Genomic DNA, 14596 nt, shown 5'->3' with positions numbered 1-14596 from the left:
TACGGGAAGCGCAGAGCGTTTATTTTGCCATCCTGGCTATCAGCACGGCAGCACGTTTGGCGTCGATGGATAAATAATTCAGGTTCGCCGTTTCATTAGCAGTATGTCCGCCTGCACCTGCAATGCCTAATCCGTCGAGTGCCATTTCCACAAAGTCGGCGGCAAAAGAGATATCGGCTGCGCCGGCATTACGCGGCGGAACAGCATTCACGGGACCAAATCCCAGATCAATGCTTATCTTACAATAGGCATCGAGCAGCATTTTGTTGCCAGGCGTTAATGTCATCGGCGGATAACCATCATCTCCGAAATCAATGGTGGCAGCGGTTTGAGGATAATTGTCTTTGATAATGTCTGCCATGATCTGCCTGGCCTTTTTCAGTTGTTCAGCGGATACAGCGCGCAAATCGCCTTTCACGATCACTTCTCCAGGCACAATATTATTCTTCCCGAAAGCGGTGGCTGTATTGGTCTCGCTGCTGAACGATACAGCTGATCCGCCAGCAATGAGTCCGGGATTGAACGTCAGGTTTTCTTCTCCGGACAATGCCTCGTAAAATGAATGGAGAATGCGGGCTGTTTCAAAGATGGCGCCACTGCCTACATTGGTTGTAAATATCTGTGATGAATGAGCAGGTGTGCCCTTCACGGTGAGTGTCCATTCGGATGAACCGCGTCTTGATATCAAGGCGCTGTTCGGTAGTCCGTCGCCATCTTCAAAACCTAATGCGATATCAGCACGGATAGCTGCTTCGCGGATATCTTTTTTTGACAGCGACAGCGGATCGCCGTTCAACTCTTCATCACCGGTCATAATGATTTCAATGGAAAGGTCATCCAGCAATCCGGCATCCTGCAGCGCCTGCATGGCTAAAATGATGATCACGTCACCACCTTTCATATCGGAGGCGCCGGGGCCCCGTAGCGTTGAATCATTTATCATGGCCCAGCTTTGAAACTCATTGTCAGTTTCAAATACTGTATCGAGATGGCCAATCAGCAGAAATTTTTTTCCTTTTCCTTTATGAACAGCTACGAGGTGACCGGCACGGCCGAATTCAGCGCCATTTGACCAGCGCGTTTCAAAGCCAAGCTTTTTCAATTCATCCATAAACAGTTCTCCGACCTTACGCACACCTTCAAAGTTCATTGTTCCGCTGTTGATATTGACGGCCTCCTTCAGCAGGGCAATGGCCGCTGCTGCACGTGCATCAACGGCACTGCAGATGGCCTGCTCTTGCTTGTTTAAGTTGGTAATCATCGGTTCAGGCGTTAAATAGCTTACCAGGAAAAACATTAATAAAGGGAAATTCATTGGCAGTATCAGTAAGAAAGGAAAAATACTATTTTTTGAAGATTAAATCATTCATTGACAATAGCGAGATGACGGCAATAATAAACAGCAATTCTGTTTTCTGAGAATGATCACAGTTGGTTATGGCAAACCGGCACATGCTTTCCGTATTCATTTTATGTGCTGATTAAGCGGCAGTAACTTTTCGGTAATTTAGCCTCACATGAAATACTTTGTAAAGGAGTCATCGGTAGTGCGCAGCATTTGGGGAAATACAGATACGGTACTCTTCATATTTGCAGGGGCATCTGCAGAATTTGCGCTTAACAAAGCAGTGGACTGGCTGTATTTTACAGGAAGGCTTCCTGCGGATCCCATTGGGCGACTGTTCTCCACGGTTGCATATGCTCAAAAAATTGTTTTCTCTTCAGATGACGATGCATTGAAAGCGATAGATACGATTACATTCATTCACCGGCAGGTTGAAATGAACCGCGGCAGTCAGATTCCGCCATGGGCCTATCGCGATGTACTATATATGCTTATTCATTATTCCATTGCAGCTTATGAGTTATTGTTTCGTCAGCTTACGCCAGCAGAGAAGGAAGAGGTCTTTGATGTTTTTTATCGCGTTGGACAACGCATGCAGTTACAGGATCTTCCCCCCAATTATGAATCGTGGATAGTCAGCCGCAGGCAGCACATACAGGATGATCTGGCCATGAGCCGGTACACTTCAGACCTTTTCCTGCAGTATAAAAAACAGTTAGGTATAAGCCGGTACAAGATTTTGATTGAAGCGCAGAAGCTGGTGGTACCTGAAGAAGTTTATGCATTATTAAAATTTGGGCAGACACATTGGCTGCGACCTTCAGTACCAGCTTACAAGTTCTGCAGATTGATTCATCTTGATGGCTGGGTCAGGAAACTCTTGTTGCCGGAATCATACCGGAGCCGTCTCCTGGCATTAGACAAATCCGGTCAATAGCATCCTGCTCTAAAAGCTCTGCATCGAACGGCATGAAAAGCGACTCATTCAAAAACATGATGATTGTCATTTTTATTCAGATGTTGGTGAGGAAACTTTGTTGACTTAAATGCAATTAATGAAAGCCTTGAATCTATTCAGCACAGTGATAAGGATTACTTATGCTTCTGCACTGGTCTTTGCATCCGGCATTGCCCTGGCACAATGCGATGTAACCATCACCCCCCAAAGTGCAACCACTTTTTGCGAAGGAGATTCGGTGGTACTGCTTGCATCCGGCAGTGGCGGTTCGCTGTCACTCGATCAGTCGCAGGTTTTTTACAACGGCGGAACAAGTGCACGCAACCTGCCCGGGTATTCTTATTGGCAATCCTTTCAGGCCGGCATCACCGGCACGCTGGTGGAGATTGATGCCGGATTCTTTAACTACATCAATGGAACCGGTTACTGGACAGTCTGGGAAGGCAGCGGAACCGGAGGCACTCTGCTGGATTCACAGGTAGTGAATATAAATTGCCCGGCGGGAAACTGCCTTCTCACATTTGAAGAAAGCATACCTGTAATAGCAGGTAATACCTACACTTTTCAGATTCGTGGCGGGCCTGGCATGCCCGACCCTTACGGCCTGCAAATCGGCGCCGGTAATCCGTATATCAATGGTGTGATGGGTTTTGTAGATCCGTCGGGCACTTACCTCACGGATTTCGATTGGGTATTTAAAACTTATGTGGAGAGTGAAGGCATAACCTACCTTTGGTCGAACGGCGCAACAGATTCTGCCATTGTGGTGAATGAGAGTGGTGAATACACAGTGACAGCAACAGGTACATCCGGTTGCATTGATTCAGCGGAGGTAGAGGTAACAGTTCATTCGTTGACGGAAGTATCCATGACGGTAAAAGCGGACACTATCTGTTTCAGTGATGCAACAGTGCTTTTATTGGGAGACCCTTCCGGCGGCGTTTTCAGCGGGCCCGGTGTCAACAATGATCATTTCGTGCCTCCGTCAACAGGCGTATTCACACTATATTACACCTACTTAGATGGCTTCGGATGTGCGAACACAGATTCACTGAATATCGTGGTGGAAGTTTGTACGGCTGCGGGATTTTCTGACGCTAATAATCCTGGTTCTTTTTATTTCAGTCAGCAAGGTGATCAGATATTGATCAATAGTGCAGGCCATGCTACAGGTCTTCAGTTTGGCCTGTTTAATTGTAACGGAGAGAATATGTTGCATACGGAGATGGTTGACGGATTAAATGTAATTGCAGCAGGGCAAATCCCGGATGGCATCTATTTCTATCGGGTTAACAGTAATGGCCTGTCGGTGAGAAGCGGTAAGTTAATTTTTGTGAGATAAAGCCGGGCTGATACTCGAAGATTTGTGGAAGAGCCGTTGAATAGTATTCTACATAAGCAAAAAGGGCAGAACAGGCGCACCATTATGGGTGAACTGCAAAAAGACCTAAACTGATCACCATTTCCAGCAAATTAAAATCTGCACCGTCTGTGGCACCATCGCCGGTAAGATCAGATTTGTAATAACCGAAGGCCTGCTCTGCTGCAGCATACTCCAGCAGGTTCATATCTTCTCCGTTAATCTGCCCGTCCTGGTTAACATCACCGCTGTAAATCGAGTAGGAGCCGGAGGTAAAGCTCAGTGGCGGAACAGGGTTATTGATATCAGGAAATGCACTTAATGAATTGGCTGTAAAATCATAGCTTCCCATACTCATAGCAACCGGTAAGGCACTCCAGGTTTTCAAAGTATTTTTGTAACGAACCACCACATAATAGGAAGCAACTGCAGATGCATTGTCAAATGTACAATGCACTATTCCGTTGGTTTGTAAAAGGCCTTTAGATGAATCAACGGCAGCAAGCGTTCCGGCATCATGCAGCAAAATAGTGACCGTATCAACAATATCCGTGTTACTGCCTGCCAGTTGATTAGTCATTACCGGTTTCATAAAACCCTGGTTAAGTTCATCGGCATAACCCTGAATGGACATCTTGACATTAAAATCAAATGTTCCGTTTTCAATAAGGTAACAGTTGATTACGGTGCCCGACGCAGTATCGTTTAGCTGTGCGGCGATGTTGGCAAGAGTCACACGGTAGGATTGAATCGTACTTTGTAACGACGGTACTGTTATAAGGTTGTTCATCTGATATGGATCATTCTTCAGGTCAAAAAACTCTTCTGTTATATTGGAACATCCATATCTCGTATACTGATAGGCGCTATCCCAAACTGAACGGCAGGAAGGCATGGCTTCATATCCGCCTTCAGTCGTGTAAGGCACACTTGCATAAGCCGTCTTGCGCACGGCAGTTCCATTATACAAACTTTTCACCGACAACCCGTCTGAGCCCGGGTCGGACAGGTCAAATAATTCCAGCATAGTGGAAAACAGATCTGCATTGCAGGTCAGCACCGTGCTCCTTGTACCCTTTTGCGGAAACCATTCATTATTCCAGATAAATAATGGAACATTCAGCGATTCCTGGTAAGGTCGCCGTTTGCCATAAAGCGCATGTTCCTGGTTTAAGAATCCATGATCGCCTGTTAATATGATGGTGGTGTTATTCAGTTTCCCTGTATTCTCCAACACGGAAAGCAAGTATCCGATCCGGTCATCCACATAGGCTATCGCGCGGTACTGGTCTTTAAGCGCCAATTCAGCTGCTGAAAGGGTGTTATAATTTTTTTCCGGCAACAGGTAAGTAAAAGACGGATAGAGATCTGAAAAGGGCACCGTATTAGGTCCGAAAACAACCGGTGCATGTTCATAGAGTGTATCAAAAGGCGCCGGAACCTTGGTAGGTATATGCGGATCACGCAGTGAAATGAGTAAAAACAATTTGCCGTCCACCCTTTGTATTATGGCTGCTGCCGAATCCATCAGCACTTTCGTAATAATAGAATCATTGCCTGCCTTTTTCGGTGCTCCGCCGTTGAGCTGAAACTTCACCGGGTTCATCGTTGTGTTTTCCTTCTGCAGGTTGTAGCTTTCAAAACTGTAATCCCAATCGGAAGGATGCTCCCCGATAACATCGTGAAACTTGCCCAGCGCCGCAGTATAAACACCATGACTTCGTAGCAATCCGCCGATTGTCGGTAGCATCATGTTGAAATTTGGCTGTGTGGAATTATCGGTAACCCCCGTGGTGACGAAAGAGCGGCCTGTAATTAAGGTCGCTCTTGAAGGAGCACAAAGTGGTAGCATGGCGTAGTTGCGGGTGAAATTTATTCCTTCACTGGCAATCCGGTCGAAGTTAGGTGTATGGATAAAAGAAGGCGCTCCTGTGGAATCCATCATTTTGTGTGGAAGATCATCTAAATAAATTACGATAACGATGCTGTCTTTTGTATAACCGGAAGCGGAAGGAAGGGTTGAGCAGATAGTATCAAACATCAGTTCCTTTTTTCCATTGCTGCAATACGGAACAAGCTGAATAAGATATTCGGTGCCGGAGAATAATCCACTGATCTGGTAGCTGGAATCTGCGGCATTGATTTCCGGCGAACTTTGCCAGTTGACAGATGCGATCTGCCGGTGATACACTTTATAGTAAGCGGCAGCAGGATCAGGCTGCCAGATGAGCCGGATGCTGTTTTCTGTAATAATGATATCATTGATCAGCGGTGCCGGCAGGTTGCATTGCGGAGGAGGAAGCGTGGTCACCGTGGCCACCGCATAATTTCCCTGCTGATTATTGGAACAGTATGGCACTATACGCACATCATAAGATGTGGCAGCATTGAGTTCATTAATATAATAGTAGGTTGAACCTTGAGGCAATGGATTTGATGTTGTCCAGTTGCTCCCGCCACTTATCCTGTACCGTACTTTGTAATATGCAACAGCCAGATTGGTATTCCAGTAAACCGATATGGAAGTTTCGCCTGCAATAATGTTGCTGATGACCGGAGCAGGTAAATTGCATTGTGCATACAGGTCTGATCCTTTCAGCAACATAAGTGCAACAAGCACGAGTATAGATCTACGCATCATTGAACGGGCAAAATTTTAAGTAACGATTGATTTATCACCTTACAAATTACTTCATTATTTGAATTAAAGACTGTGTTCGGTATGCATCGATTCAAAAATTTACAGCGGCTTATTTGCGAAATTTGCCGTTACCTTTGCCTCACTTAAAATACGTTATTGTTGTATGAATGGAGACGTTAAACCCCTGAACTTCCTGGAAGAAATTGTGGAAGCTGATCTGAAGAGCGGTAAGCACAATGGCCGGGTGCTGACGAGGTTTCCGCCGGAGCCTAATGGCTACCTGCACATCGGCCATGCTAAAAGCATCTGCCTCAATTTTGGCCTGGCAGATAAGTATGGCGGGAAGACAAACCTGCGGTTTGATGATACGAATCCGGAGAAGGAAGAAGCAGAATATGTTGACAGCATAAAGGCTGATATTCAGTGGCTGGGTTTTACATGGGATAATGAATTTTATGCATCCGATTATTTCGAACAGCTCTATGGATTTGCCTGCATCCTGATCCGGAAAGAACTAGCTTATGTAGATGACTTGTCGGCGGAGGAAATTGCCGCCACGAAAGGCACTCCAACCGAAGCAGGCAAGGAAAGTCCGCACAGGAACAGGAGTATAGAAGAGAACATACGCCTCTTTGCTGCCATGCGTAACGGTGAATTTAAAGAAGGAGAGAAAGTGCTGCGTGCAAAGATCGATATGGCATCACCCAATATGCATCTCCGGGATCCGCTGATGTACCGTATCAAGCATGTTGAACATCACCGCACCGGCAACAAATGGTGCATTTACCCCATGTATGACTTTGCCCACGGGCAATGCGATGCCATCGAACAGATCACACATTCTATCTGCACGCTGGAGTTTGAGGTGCACCGGCCTCTATATGACTGGTTCATTGAGCAACTGGAGATCTTCCCGTCACATCAATATGAGTTTGCACGGTTAAACATGACCTACACGGTGATGAGCAAACGGAAGCTGTTACAGCTGGTGAATGAAAAAGCAGTGGCAGGATGGGATGATCCGCGCATGCCTACGATCTCGGCTTTCCGGCGAAGGGGATACACACCTGCCAGCATCCGTGCTTTTTGTGATAAGGTTGGCATTCAGCGCAGGGAAAATTCGATTGATATCGGACTGCTTGAGTTTTGTGTCCGTGAGGATCTTAATAAGCATGCGATACGCAGGATGGTGGTGCTTGATCCGGTGAAGCTTGTAATCACGAATTATGAAGCAGGCAGAATGGAAATGCTGCATAGTGAAAACAATCCTGAAATGTCGGACAGCGGAAGCCGTGAAATACCTTTTAGCAGGGAGTTGTGGATTGAGCGGGAAGATTTTATGGAAGTACCACCTAAAAAATTTTTCAGGCTTGGCGTAGGCCTGATGGTAAGATTGAAAAGCGCCTATATCGTGAAGTGTGAGCATTTCTTCAAAGATGAACAGGGTGAAGTGAAGGAGATTCACTGCACCTACATTCCTGAAAGCAGAAGCGGCGATGACCACAGTGGAATTCAGGTGAAGGGTACGATTCACTGGGTAAGTGTACCTGCGGCAGTGCCTGTAATGGTGAACCTGTACGACAGGCTGTTCCATGTAGAAGATCCCAATGCGGAGGAAGGGGATTTTAAGGAGTATCTTAATCCGCACAGTTTGCAAACCATTGATACGGCCTTTGCTGAGCCGGCGCTTCGGCAATCCCTGTTAGGTGAATCTTATCAGTTTATCAGGAAAGGATACTTCTGCCTTGATAAAACTTCAACGGAAGGGAAATTGATTTTCAACAGAACTGTCACACTGAAAGATGGTTGGTCGAAATCAAAATCATAATTCCCCGTTACGATATCTTTTTACTGCAGGCTGCCGTCATGGCTCTGCGTGGTCAAGATGTTTCCTGCCGCTGCTGGTATGCATAATCTGCGTGATGAAGGTACATGCCAATGACAAATGGCCGCATGATTCTGCTCGTATTACCCATAAAATTGAACGCAACTGGCCGGTGGTTACGAAGGCGAATTACAGGCGCTTTTACAGGTTGTATAAGGATAAAAATCATTTTGAGCGGCTGATCAAAGGCAGGGATACAGCCTGGGTCAGATCATTGCTGCAGGATGGAAGGTTTATGAACCGGGATCTTTTCAACCTCACCTTCAACAATATGAGTGGTGATGATTTCTCATTTGCTGTCCTTTACCCGTTGCAATTCAGCAAAATAAAATGCAAGGATGATGAATGGTATCTATCGCAATTTGCCATCATCTATAATACGTCAGGCGAGGCCGTTAAACTCTTCGATCACCTTGCCAGGGGCCATTCTCTTTTCAGCAAATCATCAATGCAACGGGACTGAGCTTATGGTCAGTTGAGGCTTCTGAAATCAACCGGCACCACCCTGGAAATACCTTCTTCCTGCATCGTGATGCCGTAAATCACATCAACCGATGCCATGGTGTTTTTGTTATGTGTCACCAAAACAAATTGGGAGTTTTGAGAAAACTCGCGAACGATCCGGTTGAATTTTTCAATGTTGGCATCGTCAAGCGGTGCATCCACTTCATCGAGAATACAGAATGGTGCCGGCTTATACAGGTAGAGGGCAAAGAGTAGTGAAATGGCCGTGAGTGTTTTTTCCCCTCCTGAAAGCTGATCAATTATCTGCGGGCGCTTGCCTTTTGGTTTGGCGGTGATCTGAATTTTAGACTCCAGCACATTGTCAGGATTTTCAAGGAAGAGGTCACATTCATCGTCTTCAGTAAACAATCCTTTGAACACCTTTACAAAGTTGTCTTTGATGCTGTTGAATGCGTTGAGGAATTGTTCTTTTGCCGTCGTTTCAATCTCATCAATGGTTTGCAGCAGAGAGGCTTTTGCATTCATCAGGTCATTCTTCTGCGCAACAATGAAATCATGTCTTTCCTTCATCTCATTATATGCCTCCATGGCCATCGGGTTGATTTCGCCGTAAGTCTCAATGCGGCTTTTCAGTTTTTCCGACTTCTGCTGTAGTTCTTCACGGTTCAGTTCAGCATTGGCATTACGGTCCATCAGCGATTCTATTTCAACCTTAAATTCAATCGCCAAACGGTCTTTCAGGGAGTTGAGCTCCAGTTTCAGGTCATTGGTCTTATCCCTGATTTGCCCGAGCAGCACATCCACGTATTCTTTGTTTTTAGTAATTGTTTTCAGGTATTCATCCAGCTCATTGATTTTACCACGGCTTTCATAATAAACCTGTTCAACAGCCACGGCTTGCTGTTCCATCTTTTCCTTCTCTGCGTATTCGTGAATGATAACCGCTTCCGCCACCGCTAACTTTTGCTCAATCTCGGTAATGGACGTAATGGTGCTGTTCAGTTCCGCCTGGTTACTTTCGATCAGTTGTTGCGTGATGGCAGCCTGCTGGTTCTTGTATTCCAGCTCACGGTCAATGGAAGCTACTTTGTTTTGCTGCTGCACATACTGAATGTGTCTGGTATTATAAGCCTGTGAAGCCTCATTCAGCTTTAACTCGCTGTCGCTGAAGGAAGCAGTCATTTCATCCAGTGATTGCTGCAGCCCGTTTTTCTTGTCGGTATGAATCTTCAGTTGCTCTGCATGATATGCGTTTTCCGAGGCAAGCTGTTCCATCTTCGCCTGCATGCTTTCCATACGGGAACCATGTGCCACGAAGAAGCTCTCCATATTTTCAATCTTCGTGAAGATGGAAGCGAGTTGATTCTTTACCAGGTTATGCTGTTCTCTTGCATCATCCAGCTCGGCATCTTTCGATGAGTTTTTTAATGAAATCAAATCTGCCTGCAGTTGCTGCATCCGCGCCTGTAACCTTTCCGCATGTTCTTTGGATTGAACGATTTCGGCTTCCAGTGCGGCCAGGTTTTTTATTCGGCCCAACCGTTTCCCTGCAAAGGAACCAACCTGTCCGCCGGAGAGGCCAAGTGGCGTGCGAACGAACTTACCGTTGCGTGCAATAACTGCCGCCTGCTTATCGAACCGGTTCATGTCAACCGGTTCATCATCTTTTAAAATAAAAGTGCCGGAGAGGAGGAATGAGACAAGCTTGCGGTATTTGGGATCTCCTTCCACGATGTCCATTGCGGCAATGGCATTGGCAGGCGTGGCGACGGACTTTACCGGTGCCTCTTCAAAATCATTCAATACGAAGAAATTGGCACGACCTTTTGAAGCGGCACTCAGCAGGTTTACTGCATTCATGGCATCATTCATATCGGCCACTACATAGAAATTAAGATACTGATCCAGGTAGTTTTCAATGGCCACCCTGAATTCGGCCGGGCAGGAGATGACATCGGAGAGCAAGGGTGCATGCGTGGCCCATTCAGGGTGTTGCTTCAGAAATTTGATCGACTCCGGAAATCCTTCCATGTTGTCGATGAAGCTCTTGGTGAGGTTAAATTCATTTTGCCTTGCATCAAGATTACGATGACTGCTGCGCAACTCTTCCCGCGTGTTTTCCAGCTCATCTTCCACGGCATTGATCTGTGTCTGCAGCGTATCGCCGGCTTCGGTAAGCTCCAATACGATTTGCTTGTTGAGCTGCTCTTCTTCCCGCAACGACTGCAACTGCTGCTGCAACGCACCGTATTCATCGCGGCGCTGATTGAACTCCGCTTCTCCACGTTCTTTTTCCTGCAATAAATTCTGATGCTGCACATCACGGATGGTAATGTTCTTTTCCGTCTCCGCCAACTCGCGGTCCAGTTCACGCATCACGCTGGTCTGTTCTTCCAGCCGCATTTTTATTCCGCTATGATCAGCGCGGATATTTTCGAGCACCTGCTTCGCCACTTCCAGCTCGGAGGTAAAGAGGTTGAGAGCATCGTGCTCTTTTGTTTTCTGTTGCCTGAATTCGTCCATCCCGGCGCCAATCAGCCGCAGGTCATCGGCGGCCTTTTCACTTTGGGCCGCAAGGGTCACTTTTTTGTCACGCTGAAACCTTAGGTTTTCAGAAAGAATATTTTTTTCGTTTTCCTTTTGCTTAATGGCTGTCACAAACGTATTCAGCTCGCGTTGCACGGAAAGCATCTGTTTTTCTTTGTTGATGTTTTCAGTTTTTTCCTGTGCCAGCGTGGCCTCATGCATCACCAGGTCCGTTTCCAGTTTTAGCTTTTTATCTTCCTCCTGCTGCTGTTGCAGCTTCAGCGTTTCAAACGATGACTTAAATCCTTCCAGCGTAAACAGCGCCAGTTCAATGCTGAGGTTACGGTATTCTTCCTTCAGCTTATAAAACCGTTCCGTCTTGCGGGCCTGGCTTTCCAGCGCTTTCAGATTTGTTTCAATCTCAAAAAGCAAATCGTCAACACGGTTAAGGTCGAGTTGAGTGGCTTCCAGCTTGTTAAGCGTTTCCTTTTTACGTGCCTTGTATTTGGAGATACCTGCGGCCTGTTCGAATAACTTCCTGCGCGAATGGTCCTTATCATTCAGGATTTCATCTACCATTCCCAGTTCAATGATAGCGTAGGAATCGCTGCTGATGCCGGTATCCAGGAAAAGGGAAGTGATATCCTTCAGCCGGCAGGTGATGCCGTTCAGTTTGTATTCGCTGTCGCCATTTCGGTAATAGTGCCGGCTGATGGTAACCGTATGAAATTCCGTCGGCAGCAGGTTACGGTTATTCTCAAAGGTGAGCGATACTTCTGCAAGGGACGAAGCCTTGCGGTTTTTGGTACCGTTAAAAATGATATTCTCCATCTTCTCCGACCGCAGCATGGATGTTTTCTGTTCGCCCAGCACCCACCGGATGGCATCTACCACGTTTGATTTTCCACAGCCATTAGGACCCACCACACCGGTCACATTATCATTGAAGTTGATAACCGTTTTATCGGCAAAACTTTTAAATCCTTTTATCTCGAGATTTACTAAACGCACTTGCTTTATTTTTTTGAATAAACTGCGAAAATAGCGTAGTTCTACTGTGAAAAGAGGGGTGTGTGGATAACTTGAGCGGATGTAGCGGCAGGAGGAAATGAAAGACAGATAACCGGTGAAGCGTTAAAAATCCGAAGCGAAGCAACCGGTATAGCTTAATAGTTTTTCTGCATGAAAAATTTCCGGATAAATTTTGATATGCGTTTACGTTTGAAAAGTTCGAGTGCGTTTTATGGAATTGTATGACAGCACCAGGCCGTCTCCTTCATAAAGTATAAGTCGGGTTTAGACAGGTTATTGCATTTCGGAATAATGGCTGCTTCGTAATATCTTTGCCACCCTATGCAAGCCGTCGGATTTTACCTCGCATTGCCCTTTCTGTACCTCTTTTCGGTGTTGCCGTCCTGGTTGTTATATGGGTTTTCCGATGTGGTTTGTTTTCTGATTTATGATGTGGCAGGTTACCGTAAGAAAGTAGTGAGTGAAAACCTGCAACGGTCATTTCCTGAAAAAACGGAAGCCGAGCGCAGGATAGTCATGCGCAGGTTTTACCATTATCTCTGCGACCTTTTCCTGGAGACCTTCAAGACACTCACCATGTCGCAGTCTTTCGCTTTGAAGCACTGCTCCTTTGATGAAGAGTCGCTGAAACTTTTCAATCGCTATTACGCATCGAAGCAGAGTATCATCATCGTAATGGGTCATTTCGGCAACTGGGAATGGGCCGGTAATACCTTCAGCCTGCAATGCAGTCAGCAACTTTATGTTATCTACCATCCGCTGGCGAATCCATATTATAATAAGCTGATCATTAATATGCGCAAGCGTTTTGGTACCAGGCTGATTCCCATGAAAGATACGTTCAGAACCATGGCACTGAACCGTAAAGAGATAAGCAGCACTGCGTTTATTGCGGATCAGACGCCCTCGCCTGAGAAGGCATACTGGACCCGTTTTCTCAACCAGGATACACCCGTATTTACGGGCACTGAAACGATTGCCAGGAAGCTGAATTATCCAGTGGTGTTTGCCAGTGTTAAACGGATAAGACGTGGTTACTACCGGATATTTGCGGAGACTTTGTTTGAAACTCCTGCTTTAACAACAGATGGAGAGATTTCTGAAGCGCATACAAAAAAGCTCGAGCAGGAGATCAGGCAGCAGCCGGAGATATGGCTGTGGAGTCACCGCCGATGGAAGCATAAGAAGCCTGAACGCCAATAATACATCATGGGAACATGGTATCGATGCATATGCGTTTGCCGTTTCATCTGAAAAAGTAAAACCTCTTAGCCGCTTCGCTGTTCTTTCGTTACTTTTGTGTAATCTTTCTGATAGATGCGACAAGGCAAAGAACTTATTTTAGCCACCAAACCCTACGCAAAAGAAGTGCGTTGGCTGAGTTGGTATTACACCGTATCAACGCTTGCTATCCTGGTTGCACTATTTGCAGGAACGGTTTGGGTTCCCTTTTTGGCAGGAAGAATAGCCTGCAGTATTATGGCGGGATTGGTACTGGTTCGTTTGTTCGTCATTTATCATGATCATCAGCATCATTCGATTTTAACAAAATCGTGGCTTGCTGATGCCTTCTTCACCGCATTCGGAATTCTGATACTCGTTCCTACCAGCATCTGGAAACGCACCCATGATTATCATCATGCGCACAATTCCAGGCTTTACACAGCAAGTATCGGATCATTTCCCATTTTCACCCGTGAAAAATTTCTGAAGTGCAGCCGTGCGCAGCAGATTGGTTATCTCGCTATCCGCCATCCGCTGACCATCTTGTTCGGATACCTGTCGGTTTTTTTATATGGCATGACCATACAATCATTTCTCAGCAGTCCCGGCAAACACTGGGATTCGATGATTGCAGTCATCCTTCACCTGGCCATCAGCGTACTGATCATCATATTTTTTGGATGGAATGTCTGGCTGTTATCAGTTTGCATTCCTTTCTCCATTGCCTGTGCCATGGGAGCCTATCTTTTTTATGCGCAGCACAATTTTCCGGGCGTCACATTTAAGGAAGATATCGAATGGAGCTACGATCATGCTGCCCTGGAATCATCCAGCCACATGGAGATGAATTTTTTCTGGAAGTGGGTGACAGCCAACATTGGCTATCACCATATTCATCATATCAATTCCCGCATTCCTTTCTACCGGTTGCCAGAAGTAATGGCCGCCATACCTGAATTGCAGGTTGCCAAAAAAACGTCGCTCAATCCTTCAGATATTATTGCCTGCTTCCGGCTCAAGTTGTGGGATCCGCAGCGGCAGCAGATGATCAGGTTGGATCAGCTTTAGCGAATCATGCCGGGTTCATCTTTGCATGCCAGCTGTGATAAATCAATACGGTCATTTGACATGTTAAACAAATGTTGTTTTGAAGTACAATG

The 14596-nt window shown here is 46.0% G+C and carries 9 protein-coding genes; 6 read left to right on the top strand and 3 right to left on the bottom strand.

The genetic code is table 11. The annotated features are described in order from the left end of the window. Positions 1 to 19: 19 nt before the first annotated feature. Entirely contained in the window at positions 20 to 1315 is a 1296-nt protein-coding gene (locus K1X61_04015) for a M20/M25/M40 family metallo-hydrolase (GenBank protein ID MBX7107797.1), read from the bottom strand. A gap of 202 nt (positions 1316 to 1517) precedes the next feature. Between K1X61_04015 and K1X61_04010 the strand changes: the two genes are divergently transcribed. Both K1X61_04010 and K1X61_04005 read left to right on the top strand, forming a co-directional pair. Then, a complete protein-coding gene (locus K1X61_04010; protein MBX7107796.1) occupies positions 1518 to 2282 on the top strand; it encodes a DUF2236 domain-containing protein in 765 nt (254 codons plus the stop codon). Positions 2283 to 2400: 118 nt separating this feature from the next. Continuing rightward, complete coding sequence (locus K1X61_04005) at positions 2401 to 3645, top strand: hypothetical protein (GenBank protein ID MBX7107795.1); 1245 nt, start codon at positions 2401 to 2403, stop codon at positions 3643 to 3645. An 82-nt stretch (positions 3646 to 3727) separates the two neighbouring features. On the opposite strand, the gene K1X61_04000 is transcribed toward K1X61_04005, so the two are convergent. Continuing rightward, positions 3728 to 6301: a sulfatase-like hydrolase/transferase gene (locus K1X61_04000; protein MBX7107794.1), complete on the bottom strand. Its 2574-nt coding sequence runs from the start codon at positions 6299 to 6301 to the stop codon at positions 3728 to 3730. A 166-nt stretch (positions 6302 to 6467) separates the two neighbouring features. Between K1X61_04000 and K1X61_03995 the strand changes: the two genes are divergently transcribed. Beyond that, positions 6468 to 8132 carry a glutamine--tRNA ligase/YqeY domain fusion protein gene (locus K1X61_03995; protein MBX7107793.1) on the top strand — a complete coding sequence of 555 codons (1665 nt, stop codon included), beginning with the start codon at positions 6468 to 6470 and terminating at the stop codon, positions 8130 to 8132. A gap of 94 nt (positions 8133 to 8226) precedes the next feature. After that, positions 8227 to 8652, top strand: coding sequence for a hypothetical protein (locus tag K1X61_03990; GenBank protein MBX7107792.1), 426 nt, complete (start codon positions 8227 to 8229; stop codon positions 8650 to 8652). Positions 8653 to 8660: 8 nt separating this feature from the next. On the opposite strand, the gene smc is transcribed toward K1X61_03990, so the two are convergent. Continuing rightward, positions 8661 to 12191, bottom strand: a complete 3531-nt coding sequence (smc, locus tag K1X61_03985) for a chromosome segregation protein SMC (protein MBX7107791.1) — start codon at positions 12189 to 12191, stop codon at positions 8661 to 8663. Between the two features lie 342 nt (positions 12192 to 12533). On the opposite strand from smc, the gene K1X61_03980 reads away from it, so the two are divergent. Next, entirely contained in the window at positions 12534 to 13415 is an 882-nt protein-coding gene (locus K1X61_03980; GenBank protein MBX7107790.1) for a lysophospholipid acyltransferase family protein, read from the top strand. 114 nt (positions 13416 to 13529) lie between these two features. Next, entirely contained in the window at positions 13530 to 14504 is a 975-nt protein-coding gene (locus tag K1X61_03975; GenBank protein MBX7107789.1) for a fatty acid desaturase, read from the top strand. The last annotated feature ends 92 nt before the right edge of the window (positions 14505 to 14596 follow it).

The sequence above is a fragment of the Chitinophagales bacterium genome (assembly GCA_019694975.1).
GTDB lineage: Bacteria > Bacteroidota > Bacteroidia > Chitinophagales > UBA10324 > JACCZZ01.
The sequence above is the reverse complement of the archived record's forward strand: the minus strand, read 5'-3'. Positions and strand labels throughout refer to the sequence as shown.